Source organism: Rhizobium sp. YTU87027 (assembly GCF_050644135.1).
Classification (GTDB): Bacteria; Pseudomonadota; Alphaproteobacteria; order Rhizobiales; family Rhizobiaceae; genus Rhizobium.
Window position 1 is genome coordinate 1,224,743 of record NZ_CP098441.1, and the last position, 16,528, is coordinate 1,241,270.

Annotated in this window: 17 protein-coding genes; 1 reads left to right on the top strand and 16 read right to left on the bottom strand. The window is 59.2% G+C overall.

Annotated features, from left to right (window positions below; translation table 11 throughout):
- Positions 1 to 7: 7 nt before the first annotated feature.
- The 11 genes from NBG89_RS24675 to NBG89_RS24725 form a co-directional block, all read right to left on the bottom strand.
- The gene (locus NBG89_RS24675) at positions 8 to 961 is read right to left on the bottom strand and encodes a type II secretion system F family protein (protein WP_431322959.1); all 954 of its coding nucleotides are present in this window, start codon (positions 959 to 961) and stop codon (positions 8 to 10) included.
- Positions 958 to 2,412: a CpaF family protein gene (locus tag NBG89_RS24680; protein ID WP_431322960.1), complete on the bottom strand. Its 1,455-nt coding sequence runs from the start codon at positions 2,410 to 2,412 to the stop codon at positions 958 to 960. Before NBG89_RS24680 ends, NBG89_RS24675 begins: the two co-directional genes overlap by 4 nt.
- Positions 2,413 to 2,427: 15 nt before the next feature.
- Positions 2,428 to 3,000 (bottom strand): L,D-transpeptidase, encoded by a 573-nt coding sequence (locus tag NBG89_RS24685; RefSeq protein WP_431322961.1) that lies wholly within the window; start codon positions 2,998 to 3,000, stop codon positions 2,428 to 2,430.
- The gene (locus NBG89_RS24690) at positions 2,997 to 4,139 is read right to left on the bottom strand and encodes a pilus assembly protein (RefSeq protein ID WP_431322962.1); all 1,143 of its coding nucleotides are present in this window, start codon (positions 4,137 to 4,139) and stop codon (positions 2,997 to 2,999) included. The genes NBG89_RS24685 and NBG89_RS24690 overlap by 4 nt, the downstream gene beginning before the upstream one ends.
- 28 nt (positions 4,140 to 4,167) lie before the next feature.
- Positions 4,168 to 4,800, bottom strand: coding sequence for a TadE/TadG family type IV pilus assembly protein (locus tag NBG89_RS24695; RefSeq protein WP_431322963.1), 633 nt, complete (start codon positions 4,798 to 4,800; stop codon positions 4,168 to 4,170).
- On the bottom strand, positions 4,794 to 5,273 hold the full coding sequence (locus NBG89_RS24700; protein WP_431322964.1) for a TadE/TadG family type IV pilus assembly protein: 480 nt from the start codon (positions 5,271 to 5,273) through the stop codon (positions 4,794 to 4,796). Before NBG89_RS24700 ends, NBG89_RS24695 begins: the two co-directional genes overlap by 7 nt.
- A complete protein-coding gene (locus tag NBG89_RS24705; protein ID WP_431322965.1) occupies positions 5,270 to 6,868 on the bottom strand; it encodes a TadE/TadG family type IV pilus assembly protein in 1,599 nt (532 codons plus the stop codon). Before NBG89_RS24705 ends, NBG89_RS24700 begins: the two co-directional genes overlap by 4 nt.
- Positions 6,869 to 6,966: 98 nt before the next feature.
- Complete coding sequence (locus NBG89_RS24710; RefSeq protein ID WP_431322966.1) at positions 6,967 to 7,269, bottom strand: hypothetical protein; 303 nt, start codon at positions 7,267 to 7,269, stop codon at positions 6,967 to 6,969.
- Positions 7,250 to 8,731, bottom strand: coding sequence for a type II and III secretion system protein family protein (locus NBG89_RS24715; protein ID WP_431322967.1), 1,482 nt, complete (start codon positions 8,729 to 8,731; stop codon positions 7,250 to 7,252). Before NBG89_RS24715 ends, NBG89_RS24710 begins: the two co-directional genes overlap by 20 nt.
- 70 nt (positions 8,732 to 8,801) lie before the next feature.
- Entirely contained in the window at positions 8,802 to 9,713 is a 912-nt protein-coding gene (cpaB, locus tag NBG89_RS24720) for a Flp pilus assembly protein CpaB (RefSeq protein ID WP_431322968.1), read from the bottom strand.
- 98 nt (positions 9,714 to 9,811) lie between these two features.
- On the bottom strand, positions 9,812 to 10,006 hold the full coding sequence (locus tag NBG89_RS24725) for a Flp family type IVb pilin (RefSeq protein WP_431322969.1): 195 nt from the start codon (positions 10,004 to 10,006) through the stop codon (positions 9,812 to 9,814).
- Between the two features lie 261 nt (positions 10,007 to 10,267).
- Here NBG89_RS24725 and NBG89_RS24730 point away from each other — a divergent pair, with 261 nt between their 5' ends.
- Positions 10,268 to 10,780 carry an A24 family peptidase gene (locus NBG89_RS24730; protein ID WP_431322970.1) on the top strand — a complete coding sequence of 171 codons (513 nt, stop codon included), beginning with the start codon at positions 10,268 to 10,270 and terminating at the stop codon, positions 10,778 to 10,780.
- Between the two features lie 363 nt (positions 10,781 to 11,143).
- Here NBG89_RS24730 and NBG89_RS24735 read toward each other — a convergent pair whose 3' ends face one another.
- The 5 genes from NBG89_RS24735 to NBG89_RS24755 form a co-directional block, all read right to left on the bottom strand.
- Entirely contained in the window at positions 11,144 to 11,641 is a 498-nt protein-coding gene (locus NBG89_RS24735) for a hypothetical protein (protein ID WP_431324544.1), read from the bottom strand.
- Between the two features lie 308 nt (positions 11,642 to 11,949).
- Positions 11,950 to 12,675, bottom strand: coding sequence for a DUF2726 domain-containing protein (locus NBG89_RS24740; protein WP_431322971.1), 726 nt, complete (start codon positions 12,673 to 12,675; stop codon positions 11,950 to 11,952).
- A 518-nt stretch (positions 12,676 to 13,193) separates the two neighbouring features.
- Positions 13,194 to 13,415, bottom strand: coding sequence for a hypothetical protein (locus NBG89_RS24745; RefSeq protein WP_431322972.1), 222 nt, complete (start codon positions 13,413 to 13,415; stop codon positions 13,194 to 13,196).
- 448 nt (positions 13,416 to 13,863) lie between these two features.
- Positions 13,864 to 15,744, bottom strand: coding sequence for a hypothetical protein (locus NBG89_RS24750; protein ID WP_431322973.1), 1,881 nt, complete (start codon positions 15,742 to 15,744; stop codon positions 13,864 to 13,866).
- A gap of 32 nt (positions 15,745 to 15,776) precedes the next feature.
- Entirely contained in the window at positions 15,777 to 16,358 is a 582-nt protein-coding gene (locus NBG89_RS24755; protein ID WP_431322974.1) for a hypothetical protein, read from the bottom strand.
- Positions 16,359 to 16,528: the final 170 nt, after the last annotated feature.

Consider the following 16,528-nt stretch of genomic DNA (forward strand, 5'->3'; position numbering starts at 1 on the left):
GACGACCTCAGTACTCAAAATTGACCATCTTGTAGAGAATGACATTCCCGACGGCCATAACGGCCAGCAACGCGCTCACCACGGTGGTTCCGTAGCCGCTATTCCAGACGGGATCGAAGTATGTCGGCGACAACGCCTTGATCATCGCGTAAAGCAGAAACGGATAGATCGACATGAAGATCGCCGTGATGCGCCCTTCTGACGAGATCGCCTTCACCTTTGCCTTCAGCATGGTCCGGTCGCGCAACGTCTTCGACAGGTTCTGCAGGATTTCGACAAGATTGCCGCCGGTTCCAGCCTGTACGCTCAGCGATATTGCAAGCAGGTTGAGATCCTCGACGCCGACCCGGTTCGACATGTTTACGAGGGCGTCGTCGAGCGCCACGCCATAGGTGAGTTCGTCCGACAGAAGGCCGAACTCGGTACCTATCGGATCGGGCATCTCGCGCGCCACCAGGACAATCGCTGCCGGCAGCGGATGGCCGGCCGCCAAGCTGCGGTTGGCGACATCGAGAGCCTCTGGAAGCTTCAGGGCGAATTTTCGCATGCGGCTCGCTCGGGCGCGCCAGACGACGAATGCAGGGATCAGCAGGCAGATCACCAGAAAGGCGGGAATCCGAACCAGGTTGTTCGGCACGAGAAACTGAACGACCAGCCATATCAAAACTGCGCCGGCGATCGCAAATAGCGCAAATCGCCCGAAATTGAGCTTGATACCGGACTGGGTGTAGAACTGCCGCAGGCGCTGCATCAATGGGATTTGGCGCCAGCTTCCGTCCGCACCGCGCTCCTTCAGCATGTCGCGGTAGGTCTTGCGATGATCGTTGCTGACAGCAAGCAGGCTCAGCCGATGGTTTACTGCGCGGTGACGCTCGGACGTCCTGAAGTAGCCGCGCATGATTGCTTCGACGGCCACAAGGGTCGCAATGAATACAGTTGCGTAAAGCAGGGCAAGGGTCATGATTGGACAGGTCCCGTTTGCAGCGGTTTGCCGGGCTCGAATATTGTCGCCGGGATCACGATGCCGAGTTCGGCAAATTCCTCGATGAAACGCGGCCGGATGCCGGTGGCGCGAAATTCTCCGCGAATCCGCCCGCTCTCATCGGTGCCGGTCTTCTTGAATTTCATGATCTCCTGCATTTGCACGACCTCACCCTCCATGCCGGTGATTTCTGAAATCGAGACGACCTTGCGGCTGCCATCGCTCAGGCGCTGGACCTGCACGATGATCGTGATGGCGGAAGAGATCTGCGAGCGAATGCTGAGCTGCGACATTGGCATCCCCGCCATGCCGACCATTTGTTCAAGCCGGCCAACGGCGTCGCGGGGGGTATTGGCGTGAATGGTCGTCATCGACCCCTCGTGACCGGTATTCATCGCCTGCAGCATGTCGAAGGCTTCATCGCCGCGCACTTCGCCGACGATGATGCGATCAGGGCGCATGCGCAACGCGTTTTTCAAAAGTTCGCGCTGACGGATCTCGTTGCGCCCGTCGAGCGTCGGCGGCCGGGTTTCCAGGCGGCCGACATGCGGCTGCTGCAGTTGGAGTTCAGCCGCGTCCTCGATCGTGATCAGACGCTCCTTCGGAGAAATCTGAGACGAGAGCGCGTTGAGCAAGGTGGTCTTGCCCGAACCCGTGCCGCCCGAAATGACCATGGAGACCCTGCCTCTGACCGCAGCGCTAAGAAGGATGCGCATCGCATCGGCCATGGCGCCATATTCCACGAGACGCTCCATCGTCAGCGGCTTGCGGGTGAACTTGCGGATGGAAACGAGTGGCCCGTCGACCGAGATCGGTCTGATGGCGACGTTGACACGTGAGCCATCCTTGAGACGTGCGTCAACCATCGGCGTCGATTCGTCGACGCGGCGGCCAACCGCCGAGACGATCTTGTTGATCACCCGCAGTAGGTGGTCCTCGTCCTTGAAACGGACTGCCGTCGTCTCGAGCCTGCCTGAACGTTCCACGTAGACGCTATTGTAGCCGTTGATGAGAATATCGGCGATCGTGTCGTCTGTAAGCAGTGGCTCGATCGGTCCGAGCCCCAGCATCTCGTCTGTGATGTCACGGATCAGATCATTGATTTCCTTGGCATTCAGCGGAAAGTTGTTACGCCGGATATAATCTTTGACCAGCGGCCTGATCTCAGTCGCAATTTCCTCGTTGTCGAGCGTGTCGAGAATGCCGAGGTTGATGCGATCGAGCAGATGGCGATGGAGATTTACCCGCTCCGACACCATGTCCGGACCAAGCGAAGCCGCTTCCTCAATCGCTGGCGCTTCGCCGATCTCTGCTACTGGAGCGGGTCCGTTCTGGACGGCGCCGGCCGGAGACGGTTCGGTTGCCTCCGGACCCTCCTGGCTCTCCGGATCCCGCTGCTTGTAGAAACGCCCCATGATTCCGTTCGCCATGCCTTCCACTCCCGACTATTTTACAATGACCGTGGAACCGATCTTCACGCGCTCATAGAGATCGATGACATCGGCGTTGCTCATGCGGAAGCAACCCGACGACGCGAAACCGCCAACCGTCGACTGCTCATTGGTTCCGTGAATCCGGTACAAGGTGTCGGTTGCGCCCCTGTAGAGATAGATCCCGCGCGCGCCCAGGGGATTGAACGGCCCAGGCGGCACCAGTTCCGGAAGCCCCGGCGAGCGGGCCTTCATCTCTGCTGGTGGCCGCCAGCCGGGCCATTCTTCCTTGCGTCCGACCCGCACAGTCCCGGTCCAGCGAAATCCGTCGCGACCAACACCGATTTTGTAACGGATCGCGCGATTTCCGGAGACGATGAGGTCGAGTGTCCGTTGATTGGTGACGATGATGATCGTTCCCGCCGGATAGCTCTGCTCGGCAGTTACCATCGCCCTTGATGTTGGTCCGAGGTCGCGTGGCACGAGCCCGCTTGCCTGTGCACGTGTAACCGCGGCCACGATCGTACCAATCGAAAAGGCGAGAATGGCGGCAAAGGTCCGCATGCGACGACGATCGAGCGCCTTCATCGCACCAATGCTCCCAGTTTGCCGACCGCGCCGCAGAAGCGGCCTCGGGAATTCACGTCAACCGGTAGCACCCCGCGGTTGACTGCCTCGCTCAGCGTATCCCAATCATCCCCGATGACGTGAGTAGGGATATCCTTGAATATCTTTTCCGTTTGCTGCCGGCGCACGCCCGGGCCGAAGAGCTTGGTGCGGTATTTGTTGATGACGACGAATATCTGATCCGAACTGCCGCGCAACCGGACCAGGCTGGAAAACAGATCCTTGGCCTGGGAAAGGGCGGGGATCGTCATTTCGGTGACGATGCAGATGCTGTTGACCGTACCGAGTACATCGTATTTCCACGGCGTATCGTAATAGGGAATATCGACGACCGTGTGGTCGCTCTCGAAGGCTGCCACATCGAGCATGCGCAGCACGAGTTCGGCGCCCTTCGGCGTCAGAAGGACAGACGGCTGCTTGAAGGAGAGCAGCGAAAAGCCGCCTGAATGGCGCTTGCGGACCAGATCGATGAATTCCAGATCAACCCGGGAAGGATTGGCGATGACCGGCTTCAAGTCGTAATCGTTGACAAGATTGAGATAATAGCCGAGGGACCCGGAGGAAAAATCCATGTCGAACAGGTCGACGCGCGGCGTGAAATTCTTGGTCGGCTGGGCAAGCACATGCGCCAGCGACGAAGCGATCATGCTGGCGCCCGCGCCGCCGACTGCCGAGACCACCGCGTGCACCCGGCTGTCGCTGGCCCCGGTACCAGGTGCATGCGTCGAGATCATGTCGATCAGCGCGCGGCGCTCGAGTGGCTTCTTCAGCCAATCGTTTCCGTTCAGGCGGAAGAGCAGCCGTAACATGTCGTCCGGCAGGTTTTCAGAAACGACAACCAGCGGAATGTCGCGATGGCTGGTGCGGAACGCGAACAGTTCCGGGCGGTGCAGTGCTTCGCCGTCGTCAACGTCAAGAACGATAAGGTCGACTTGCGTTGGGTCGAACCGGCCCTTCTCGCCGAGCGCTTTCAATGCCAGATGGCTCACATCATAGCGCGATAGCGCACCGAACGCGTCGAGCATGAAGCTTGCGGCCGCGGCATCGTCGGAAAGGATCAGTATCTTGGCGGATGCTGCAATGTTCATGTGAGCTGTCATTTCGCTTCCCCACGCAATATTCAAGGAATCAGCAGGTCGAACACGTCTTGAGATCTTCTGTCGTTATCGTTACCGGATGCGCCGGAATGGTCACGTCATTGAGCCCAAGCAACCCACCGAGGATCGGCAGGTCGAAGGTGATGTCGCGTACCTCCAGCCGCATCGTCAGCACCGGCCCATCCGGTCGCCCCCAATAGCCAAGCCCCGAGCGTTGGTAGGTGACGACAACGTTGCTTGCGCCGATCCTTGGGTTGATGTGGCACATGCCGATCTGGGCAACAGATGCCAAACTCGGACAGTCTTGCGCGTCCTTTGACCCATAGACGATGCGCTTCAGTTCGGCGCTGCATCCCGAACCCGTGCAGGTCGCGGAGATGCTCGCATCGTTCGGAGTGGCCTTGCCATTGTTGAGTGGATCGCTCGCGTCGGCCGGGAAGGCGGTGCTGAAGGCTGTAGCGGTCACCAGCGGATCGGAAACTGCAGCCAGCCGCGCGCCATATTGCAACGCCTTCACCGTCTGGTTCCATTGGGACATGGCATAGCCGAACTCGATGAAGGCGGCAAACACCAGCATCACGATGGGAAAGGTCAGCAGCGCCTCGACGAGACTGACGCCACTTTCATCCCGACAGAAACCGGCGAACGTCCGGGAAGTCACCATCCGACATACCTCTCTTCGTGGAAGGAGTTGATGGTGATGGCATCGATGCCAAGCCCCTGGAACAGCGGCGAAGTCTGGTAGAGGTGAGCGGTGGAAACAGTGATGTTTCCATCGGCATCCGGCCCGGCGAAGGTGATTTCGGCGGCGTTATTCCAGCCGGGCACCCGCGGTTTGGCATCGGCCGCGGGGCTTTGCGTTCCGTAAAAGGCGATTGTCCTTGCCGTTGCCTGATTGCATGTCGGCGCATAGGTTCCCGACGCTGGCCGACAGCGTGACATGTAACGTCCAGCATCGCGCAGGCCGGCGTCGATCTGCATGCGCTCCCAGAAAATGTTGCCGAACTCGAGGATCCCTGCGGCAAAGAGCGTCACGAAGGGGATGGCAAGCAGCGCTTCGGCAAGCACCGCGCCTTCCTCCTGCTGCCAGAAGCCGAGGCAAAGCCGATGCCGGATGAAATTGCGCAGCGACATCATCTGACCAGCTCCGCTTCTTCGCGCAGGAACTCGTCCAGCGTACCGCGCCCGCCCTTGCCGGTGATGTCGATCATTTCCAGGGAAAGGTATCGCTCGGCCGAGTCCTTTATCGCCGGCTTGGTCAGGAACATGCGTGCGAAGGCAACGGCCCGAGTGGCCTTGTGGCCGTTCAAATGACCAACCGAGGCCTCGTAGCCACAATTTACGATCGCCGAGAATATCTCACGGCGGTCCCCATATTCTGCTGCCGTATAGTTCGAAAGGTCCGGACCGCCATAGCACTGGCCGCCTGTCGCGGGCGTGCCGGTCTCGCCGTTCGCCGAAGCATGGCTGATGAGCGCGGGATTGGAGAGTTCATAGCGGTAGACGTCATAGGCGGAGGGTTGCGACGGCGTCCCGGCCGCTTGCGGCGGATAGCTGGAGTAGTTGCTGAGGATCGTACCTGTCGAGGGAGCAGTGGTTCCCTGAGCAACATTCCAGTATGTCGCATATTGCCAGTTGTTCCCGCTGCTGATCTTGCCGCCGGCAAGGGATGTCATGGCTGCCCCGTAGCCCAGCGGGAGGGCCTTGGTTTCATCGCCGACAATGTTTCCGACCATCACCGGATCGTATGTATCGCAGCTTTTGCTGCCTGTCGTCTTTTGGGCGGAACGGACGTCTTGCGCCGGGCGATAATGATAATCATTCCTCACTTTATTGAAGGAAGACGAGTAGTAGCCGAAGCGCGTATTGACGCCGTCTTCGACAGGCCCCGCCTTCGCGCCAGTCTCGGTATCGAGGCTGTCTTGCGTGTAGCAGGTACCGGGATTGCCGGTGGCAAGAGCCTCAGCCAGCACTGATGCCCCATTTCCCAACGGGGTCCGCAAGAATCCGAAATTGCCAGGGCCCGGATTGGAAACCGAGGTGCTGTGAAGCTCGATCTGCCGCCCATAGAGATTACCGGCCGCAAAATTGGTGTGCAGGGCCTCAGCGGCAGTCTCGCTTGCCGTTTCGCTCGTATTCCCAGCGGGCTCGAACGGATTGCAGATATAGATCGGCGTCACGTCGCAGGCGCTGGCGTGATACACCGCCACGGCATCAGCCGAGATGTTCACGGTGTCGCGGTTAAAGCCGACCGGGATCGGGAAGATGGTCTGCATCGCCTGAGGCTTGCTTGTCACCCAGGCGTAGGATGCCTCGTTGGATTGCGTTGTTTCCATGGACGAGGGGATGGGCGTATCGTCGTTGGCCGGGATGTTCTTCAAAAACACCACCTTGACCGTGCTTCCGCCATCGTTTCCGGCATCATAGGTCACGGTGATATGCGAGCCGAGCGACATGCCGGTACCACCATCCTTGTAGGCTGCCATATTTGCGATCTTCTCGATCGCCGCCTGCGCGCGAGCAATGGCATCGTCGCGACCGTCGAGTTCGCGGGCTCCGGCAAGCGCCATCGCATCGACGGCGTTCTGGAGGTCCGTATGCAGGTTGCTGCTGCGGCCCACATCGATCACCAGCAGCGAAAAACCGAGAAGCATCGGCATGGCGATGAGCGTCAAGGCAATGACGTATCCGCGATGATCGTCCCAAAATCGCCTGATAGCGCTATTCAGCATTTGCGATCCTTCCCCCCCTCGCGGCGCTTTCGCCGTGACCTCCTTGCTTCGTGCGACTTTCCCTTCCGGCACTGCGGCCGCTCATGCTATTTCGATCGTTACTGACCGGTGGTCGCCCCACCGGTTGTTCCATTGACCGCCATACCTGGTGTCGGCTGGATAACGGCTGCGCCGGTCTGGTACTCGGTGACCACCCTGCGGATCACCTTGCCGTCGCTTGCGATGCGGGTTCGCTGGGCTTCCGGCGGGAACGGATCCTCGATATGGATCGCCTTGTTGGCCTCGACGGCATTGCCGAGACCGAAGGTGATCGAATCGCGATGGTTCATGTAGTCGGCGCAACCGGCAAGGAGACTGGCGGCGAGGACGAGGAGCGTCCGCTTAACGCTTTGTGACGGCAAGTTGGCCTCCCTGGTCCAGGTCTAGACGATGGCCGTAGGGCCCAGTCACACCTTCGCCATAGCGAAAGCGTCGCAGCATGTCCTTGTCCACTTCCATGATGCCGAGTGCGAAAAGCTCGACGTCGTTTGACGAGCGCGTCTGGTCGAGGGGGCTGTAGAGATCCTCGCCTGGCCGGGACGGGCGCACGATATGCGGCGTTACGACGATGACGAGGTCGGATTCCTTCTTCTGGAAACTCGTTGAGCGGAACAGCGCGCCAAGAACCGGCAGCTTCCCGAGGCCCGGCAGTTGCTGGATGTCCTTGGAGTTGATCGACTGCAAAAGCCCCGCCAGGGCAAAGCTCTGCCCGTCACGCAGCTCCACCGTGGTACTGGCCGCGCGCGAGATGAAGCCCGGATTGCCGTTGACGTTGATTGACGTGTCGAGCTCGGAGACCTCGGGGTCGATCTGCAGGTTGATGAGGCCGTCGTCGAGGACGACCGGCTTGAAGGTCAACCGCACGCCGAAGGGACGATAGTCCGTCTCGGTGGCGACGGTCGTACCGTTGTTCGTGGTCTTCAGGATCGGTACTTCGCCGCCGGCATGGAAGCTGGCGGTGGAGCCACTCATCGCGATCAGATTCGGTTGCGCCAGGCGACGCACCAGTCCCTTCTGCTCGAGCGCGTTGATGACCACATCGATGCGGCCGCCGGAGATTTCCAGAACCTTGGCGATCAGCTGGCCAAAGGGCAGCATCCCTGTTGCAGCACCTTTCGGGTCGAGAAGGCTGCGTGCCAGGTTGCCGTTGTCGTCAACCGTGATGCCCTGGGTGGTCGTTGCCTTGCCAATGCCGTTGTTGCCGTGACCGGACCAACCGATTCCGAGGTCGCGGCCCGTCTGGCGCGAGGCCTCGATGATGCGAACCTCGAGCATAACCTGCTGGCTGTCGCTGACCCTGAGCTGGTTCAGCACCGGCTGGTTGGAATAGGACTGCGCGACTTCGACGACGCGCTGCAGTTCTGCGGCATCACGCACAATACCGGTCAGGCGGATCCGATCGTTGGAGTTGTACACCCTGACCCGAGCCGAGGGCGCGGCAGAGCGGATGGCGGAGGCCGCCTCGCTGAAGTCGCTGGAGATGCGCACGTCGATGACGCCGAGCAGCTTCTTGTTGTCGTCATAGACCGAGATATTGGTGGCGCCGATCTGCTTGGCACGGATGAACAGCGACCGGTCGGACAATGGCACCACGTCGATCATATCGGCGCTACCGATGACGAGATCGCCGAACGCGTGGCCGGTGTTAATCGTCAGCGTTTCGTTCGGAGGCAGCGTGATGTGCTGGACCGATCCCCCGAGCGTCACGAACTTTTCCTGTGCCTCTGCGCGCCAACTAAAGCCTGGGCCCCAGTACGCGCAGGCCGAAAACATTGCAACCAACGCCGCAAGCCTCGACCTTGCGATTCTCTTGCTCCTCGACATGCCTGCCTTTACCCCCTTATGGCATTCAGACCTTTCGCCCCACCGCGGGCTGAAAAGGCTGCATTTCACCTCATTCTATCAGTCCTACCCTGAAATCTTCGCGCTTTGTCTTGTTCCAGACGCCGACCGTTGCCCATTTTGGCTGAGGTGGCAATACCGGTTCCACCTTGCGTTCGACGATCTGCACTTGTTTTTCGGGCTCAGGCGTCTTCGCCAGATCCTTGCCGAGTTCCGTCGCCGTCGGTCCGCCGCCGAGATCGGCGACGGTGATTGCCCGGGTTTCTTCGACAGAGGAGGAGGCGATATTGCGAAGCGCCAGCGACAGCGTGCCGATGCTGGAGCCGAGCGTCAGGCGCTGGGCCTCGCCGGTCGTCACCTCGAAGGTCACGGTCTTTACCACTGAAGGCTCGTCCTTGCGCTCGTCGGCCGTCTGGTCCACAGCGAGCACCTTGACCCCCTGCAAAAGCACATCGACAAACGTCTGGTCGTTACCAGCTGGTCCTCGAACGACCCGCGTCAGAAGCACGTCGACGCGGTCCGAAGGCCGCACGAAGCCGGCAACGCCAAGCACATCGTTAACACGGATCGAAACTGCCTTCATGCCCTGGTCGAGCGCCGCCGATAGCGTGGCGCGCTCGCCAGCGCCAGTAATCTTGGAGGACAACACCGGCTCACCGGGGTCGATCGCCTCCATGGCATAGCGCGGCTGGGCGTCATCGCCGACCACTGCCTCGATGCTCACGAAGGAACCGGTGGGTGTTTCGTCCGATGGCCATGGGATGGACTTGAGATTTTCCGGGCGGACCCGGTCGCCGAAACGCATTGGCTTTGCGGCGACGACAAGCGTCTTTTCCGGTGTCCTGGTGCCACCCAATGCCAGTAGGCGAGCCTGCTGTCCGGCGAGGTATTCTCGCGTTCCGAAAACCGCCGCGGCTGCCAGCACGAAAGCAAAAAACAGACTGAAAATCGTTGAGGAACGCATCGCCGCTACTCGTTACACCGGACGGAAATATCCATCTTTGATTTCTAATTTAGGAGAGAGGGGTTAATAAACCCCACTCTCTTCTTCGGATTGCAGAGTCATGCAGGGACGGTCAACTTGGCCGTAAACCACCCGGCCCATCCGTTCCAAACGGTAGCCAGATTGGTTCCGGCCAGGGTCACCGCGGTGATGACACCGCCGACCAGCAAGGCAAGCAGAATAAGATATTCAGTGAGCGCTACGCCATCTTCTTCCCGCGCGAAAGCGCGTACGCAGTTTACTAGTGCTTTCATCGAGAACTACCTCCAGATTATCTCGCGCGCCGTCTTTTCCCCCGGCCTCGCCTTGTCGTCGAGACCGCCTCTCCGACTGCGAATATTAATAATATGTTAATTCTAATATAGTCAATTACTGATACGTACTCCAATCGGGAAGTATACTTTATGGTTAAAGTGCGTTTCGATCCATTTTTGTTAAAACCGTTCTGCGGCGGGACGTATTGTGTTTCGAAACAGAAATTCCGGTAGGTTATATCCACCAAAAGGTTGAGTCTCATGATGCAGATAGTTGCGTTCACTAGTTGGATCTCAATATTGCTCTTCCTTTATGCTGCATGGACCGATTTCCGCACGTGGAAAATCCCCAACACGCTCGTGCTCGCGCTCGTAACACTTTACGCGCTGCGCGCGGTGGCCGTGATGCTTGGCTCCGACGATGTCGGCGCGGCACTTTTTGCCTCTACCGGAATTGGCGGCGACGTTGGCGCCGGTCTGCTGATGTTTATGCTTGGCGTCGTTCTCTGGGCCTTCCGGCTGTTCGGAGCAGGAGACGCCAAACTTTTCCTGCCAATCGGGCTTTTTGTCGGATGGCACGGAATGCTGCCGTTTTCGTTCTTGCTCCTCGTCCTCGGCATTGTGACACTGCTGATACTGCGACTACCGGTGCCGCTGCCCGTCGCACATCTCGCCTTTTTCATGCGCATCGAGGAAATCCGGGCAAGCCGCAAGGTGCCTTATGGGGTCGTCATGGTCTTCGCCGCTCTTATCACCCTGGCCGTGTTCAAATAGCAGCCTCAACTGGCGTAACCTGGCATCGCTGAAATTTAACAGTGGTTCCGCAGCAGTGTGTCTGAAGAAGTTCAACAGCGGCCTGTGTGGCCGTTAGGGAAAGACATCTTCGCACTGCTCGATGGCTCGAGATACGTCTTACGCTCTATCCTTGATGTCCGCGCAGGCGCAAACGGATGAGGGGAGGGTGGTGATGTTCCTGCGCTCTTTAGCGCGTTCGATGTTAAGCCTTCCGCTATGGGCCGGCTTGATGGAGGCCGGTTGTCTCTTCGAGCGTCTGGATTATCTGTTCGAAGATTGAGACGGTATAGGATCACGCCGCACAAGCACGACAGAGGAAGGGCTTGATCGCGGACGTAGCCGTCATTCGGACAGGAGCAGATCATCCCACCTTATCCTGAGAAAAGGTTTTCTTGTTTTGGGAAGCTTCGAGCGATCGACCATCCGCGATGAGACTTCAAAATCCGCGTTGATCTTCACGACGAGCAGCTTGCTGAAGTTGCCTGATACCTTCACGAAAACCTCGTCCTTGGACTTGAACGGGGCGATGGTTTTGATCTCGACGTGGTCCTTGCCAAGCCTACCATCAGAACCCTGCGCGTAGTTCTTGTTCAGCTTTATTCCGTAGGTGATGGCGCCGAAGAGTTCGCCAATGTCTCCGTACACATTGAGATGGCGGCCCGTTTCAATGTGATAGCTTTCTGCCAGCGATAAGAGATCCTGAAAATACGGAATCAAAGATCTTATCGCATTCGGATACTTTGCTCGCCACTCCTGGTATCGGAGCTGTTCTTCCACGTCGGACCAGGAAACCCATTCGCCATCGTCATAGAAGGCTCGCTGCCAGATGTCATTATCCATTTCACACCTCTTGAAAGTCCGATCTTCAGGGGCCGATGGTTGGTTGCCGCGAACGGCAGACATGTCGATTGCTTGTGACGAATGCGCCTTGTGAGGTTTGTGAGCCAGAAATTTCACCGGTTCGGTCACGATGCCAGGGAATGCGCACCTATCTTCGATCATGTAGTGGCTGGCTGGAAACAGCTTCTGTCGAACTGCCTCGAGATCGGAGATCGGCATCGGGGATGCTCCAAGTCCAGCAAGCCCGACGAAACACATTCTTCCAACGGACGCGGCCGGCTCGTGCACGGATTCGCGGCGACGGCGCGTTAGGTGACACTCGGCTTATCCACCAGCTTTTCGACCAATCGCCTGAGTTCCGAAGGGGTGGTTTGGCCAGCCACCACCTCGTAGTAGCCGATCCCGGCGCGGCGTAACGCCTCTTTCTTTACCGCATCGCGCGCGGCCGCGGCGCCGCGGTGATGCGCGCGGCCTTGGTATTCGATGGCGTGTCGCGGTTGGCAATTGCTGTCCACGAGCAGCAAGTCGACACGCTTGGAGTTAATGCAACCGTAGGCGTCTGCATCGGGACTTCGGAGGATCTCGCCTAACGAAACCTGTGCCATTACCTGCCAAGAAGGATTGCGACCGAACACGACTCGGTCGAGTTCCCGAAACAGCCGGGCTTCGCTCTTGTTCAGCAACGGTTGAATAGTGAAATGCGAGTGCATGACGATGCGCAGTTGATCGGTGGCGTCGACTCGCCTCAATGGCTTCACAGCTGGCATCTGAAGCAAGGGTCCCAGTACGATGCGCTTATTGCTGCGCCGTTCCTCAAAGCGTGACCTATTTCTCGCCTGCCACGCCTGTTTTCTTATCGTGGATAGGAGCTGCTCAACGGCCATGCCGATGACGAGGCCGACAAACAAGGCCGCGATCAGCAGTTCTGGCTTCTCCAAGTCGGTAACGGTGATACCGCCGGCAGCACCCACTGGGATGGCTCCGATGACTAGTCCAGATAAAGCGAACAGCGCCGACCTTTGGCGATAGTGCATGCCCCTCTCCGCATTTCGCGCCGAGATAGTAGAACGTGTGGACGAGCCGCGAAAAGTCACCCAAATGAATTAGCAGGACGGCGGCCTTCGCGGATGGCGGCGGTTAGCTTGCAGGGCGGCGACGACATAAATTCTCAGGCTCGCCATCGGGTGGTTCGACCAACGGTTCAAAGCAGGACCGAGGCGATCTTTCCTAAGGAGTCGATTCGGTTCACTTGTTTTCGCTCGAGTTGAGAAACTGAGACGCGCTCCAGTCCCGCTTCGAGCGCAAGGCGCTCTTGTGAGAGACTTTGGCTAACACGAAACGTGAATGAGTATCCAGAACGTGGCCAAAGAGATCAGTAGGCTTTGCATGAGAGTTCGGATAACGCTTTAGCTGGAGATCACGCCAGTCGCGCTCCTTGGATCCTGCCTTCGCCTGAGAAGGAGGCATGAAAGGCCGCTGGCTAGAGGACCTCTTCTCCTTCCGCCCAGCGGGCTTGTCAAAGCGGAAAGAATGCTGCCGTCATGTCGTGAACTTAGTTTGCGTTGATCACGATGTCGTTGCGGATCAGATCCGTAAGCTCGCGTTCATCCGTGACGCCAAGTTCAATCCATTGAAGTAGGCTCTTGGCCTTTTGGATTGCCTCCGCGCTTCCCTTTTGATGCCCGCTCTCATCGCACCAATTCCTAAGAATGCGATCGATCAACTCCGTGATCTTGGATGCTAGCACCGGTCGTTGCCACGAAATCCATTGCATCGGCCCATCTCCCTTCGGAGCCGGAGCTTATGGGGAGCGACGTCGGGTAGGCAACACCGTTAATATGATAAAGCGCTGATATAAAGCGCTAAAAGACGATGCGTTGCAAAATGGCAATAGTCGCCGTGTGAGGGCCGCTTGGAGAGGCCACGAGACCGGAGCGGTTCTCACCTGCGAATGCCTGCCATTCCGGTCCCTGCTGTGCTGTCGTCTCAAATTCCGCCCATGCCCGAATAGTCGCCGTCAACGTGACATTCCCTACGTTTTCAGTGGAGTTCACCTTGCTTCGGTTGGTCGCCTTGTTCGAACGCCCAAGGATGTTGGTTGATGCCAAGGGCCAACAAAACAGCAGTGAAGTCGGACCCAGGACCGCAAAGGCTTGGGGTGTTCGCCGCTGGCGGGGCGTCGGTTCCCTAATATGGACCGACGCAGCTTATCCACGCCTGGCCTATCTGCCGCAATCGACATCCCTGTAGAGCAGGTATTCGGCTTCGGCGAACCGGATCCCAGAATTATCGAAGCAGAAGCGCGCTGGGACGATCCTGAAAAGGTAACGCTTTCCGCATGCCGCCGGAACGTCTACCTGATACAACCGAGGCATGTTGGACGGCACGGGATCTGTCCATTTTTCGTGCCCGGCGAAGGAAACGTCCTTCAGGAGCGTCGCCGATCCCGCGCGGCCGACGCCGCCGGCCACTGCTACAAAGGAGGTTCCCTTTGCCTCGTCAGCCGTTGGATATTCCGGCCGCGTTGGCGCTCCTACCGCCAGCGGCACATCCACCGTCTTAAAGGCCACGTTAAAGCGCACGTCGTCTCGGGTCGGCACGTCGCCGTAGCCGTTCAGGTACTTCCAGGACAGGCGCAGGATCCTTTGCGTGCCGGCCGCAATGCCCGGGTAGACGTGCACATCAGCCGAAAAATCCGTCGGAATGAAGGTGTCACCGCCGCCACCAGGGGGTGGGCACTGCGTAAACAACGGTCTGTATCCACACTCGCTTGCGCCGAGGCCCCATGCGCATCGACTAAGGCGCAGCCATTCGTCGTTGTTAAGGTTTCGCACGCCCTTCCATAAACTACCGCCGTGCTCGGGTGTCATCCACGGACTGATCTTGCCTGCTCCTGATGCGGAGGCCCATTCGGTCCTATGGTTCTGGACGAGCGCGAGGGCTCCCTTTTGCGCGAAGAGGGCGGCGTTCTGCATTACCGTCGCGTTCGGAAGGACCGGCGTCTTGCCGGTGGCATCGGCGGAAAAGCGGCGTCCCGATTCCAGCGTCGTCAGGCTATGGCAGCCCGAGCATGGGTGACCTTCGATCAAGATGGACCTGGCCTCGAGCAGCGTGCTGGCATGGGCGGCCGCATATCCCGAACCGATGACGCGAAACGGCGCGTCCGGCCTTGCTATGCGGCCCGGAAGGAAGTTGCCCATCCCGAGCGCGGCGCGCGGATCATGCCGCCCCGCGAAATAGCCGACCCTTGCCTGCTGCATGTGGGGATCAATGACGGTGGGCTTCTTGTTGTCGTGACACAATACGCAATCGACCTTGGAGCCGCCGTCGTAAAGCTCTGCGGCAGCGCGCCGCCCGGCGGCATCGCCGTAAGACGCTCCGCCAGGGGGCGGGAAGGGTTCCGTCCAGTCGAAGACAAAGCGGTCCTTCCGGCCGTCGAGGAAGGCGATTTCGCCCGTCACGTCGTTGAATCCGATCGCGCTGTAGCGGGAGAACCGTGGATCCGCCGCCGTCCAATAGGGTTCGGTCTCCAGTTCCAGGCTCTCGGACGACTTCCGGCAGAGAAACAGCCACTCGACATGGTTGCGTGTGACCCGACCGATTCGCGAGTTCATCCCGCAAAAGGTTACGCCCCCCGCGAGCGAAGGCTTGTCGCAGCGATCGACGGCGTTCGTCCACTTCACCAGCCGACCCTCAATGTCACGGTGGGCAAATTCGAGTGGAGCGTCGGTCTTGGAGCGGTTTGGTTCCAGCGTTACGACGTTTCCGTCGACCTCGAGGCCGACCTGCTGCGAGTTCACCCCCGTGCAGACACCGTCCGGCATAGGGCCGAACACGGACCTGGCCTCGTCGCCGAATTTCGTCACAGGATCGGTACTTGCCGTGGCCGGAGCCCACAACACGTCACCGTTCAACTCAAGAAGAAGGTCGTATGGTGGCTCGGTTCGGGTACCCGCCGTTGCGGCGCTTGATCGAGCGATTGGGATGGAGCCCGCTCCCTCGAGCCCGCCTGCCGGTTCCCGTGGAATGGGCGGCGCCTCCGATCCAACGAACAGCGAAAAAGCAGCCCCGATCGCTGCGGCGAGATTGACAAGCCGTCCCACGTTTCCGTCCCCCAGTTCCGGCCCGCGTGCAATCAGCGCGCACTCGCTTGGATCCCGGATTGGGCAGGGGCGACCTTAAGGACAATGAACTTCAGCAAGTCGCCGTCCTTCGTGATCGTGGCATATATCTTGGCCGTATAGTCGAGATGGGCCGCGCTGACGCCGATCGTCTGAATGTTCACCTGGACCGAGAAAGCAACCTCGAAGTTGCCGTCTTTCGTCTTGCCGATCAGGATGTTGCTCAGCAGCCGCGTGGCGCTGGAGTTCGTTGCAGCGAGGTTCGCAAACATCGTCTGGAACTGTTGGGCCAACGATCCTGCCGAAATGGCTAGCACGGCATTCGCGTTGCCCGGATCGCAGTGGTAGTAGTGACCGTCGTCCACGAATAGAGCGGGCAGCCCGTTGAAGTCCCGGTTGTCCATCCTCCATGCATATTGGGCGAGCAAGTCAATCACGGCGCCCCGTTCCTCCGGCGTGGGCGCCACCAATGGCCCGCCGCGGAAGTCCCTCCAGCCCATGTCGTTTGCCCCGGGGCATTCGCCGGCGGCGAATGCGGGCGAGGCGGCAAGCCACGAAAAAAGGGCTACTGCCCCGAACGTCCTGAATGCTTTCATGTCGACCCCTCCGTGCTGCCCACCGAGGATGCGGTCCGCCTTCTACGCCATTCACGTCATGCATTACCAACGGACCGCACCAGACGCTCTCGCAGCACTGCAAATATACGCGGCCACACCATGCCGCCGCGCCAAGAATAGACTGAAGTTATTGAATGACCTCTAGTAGT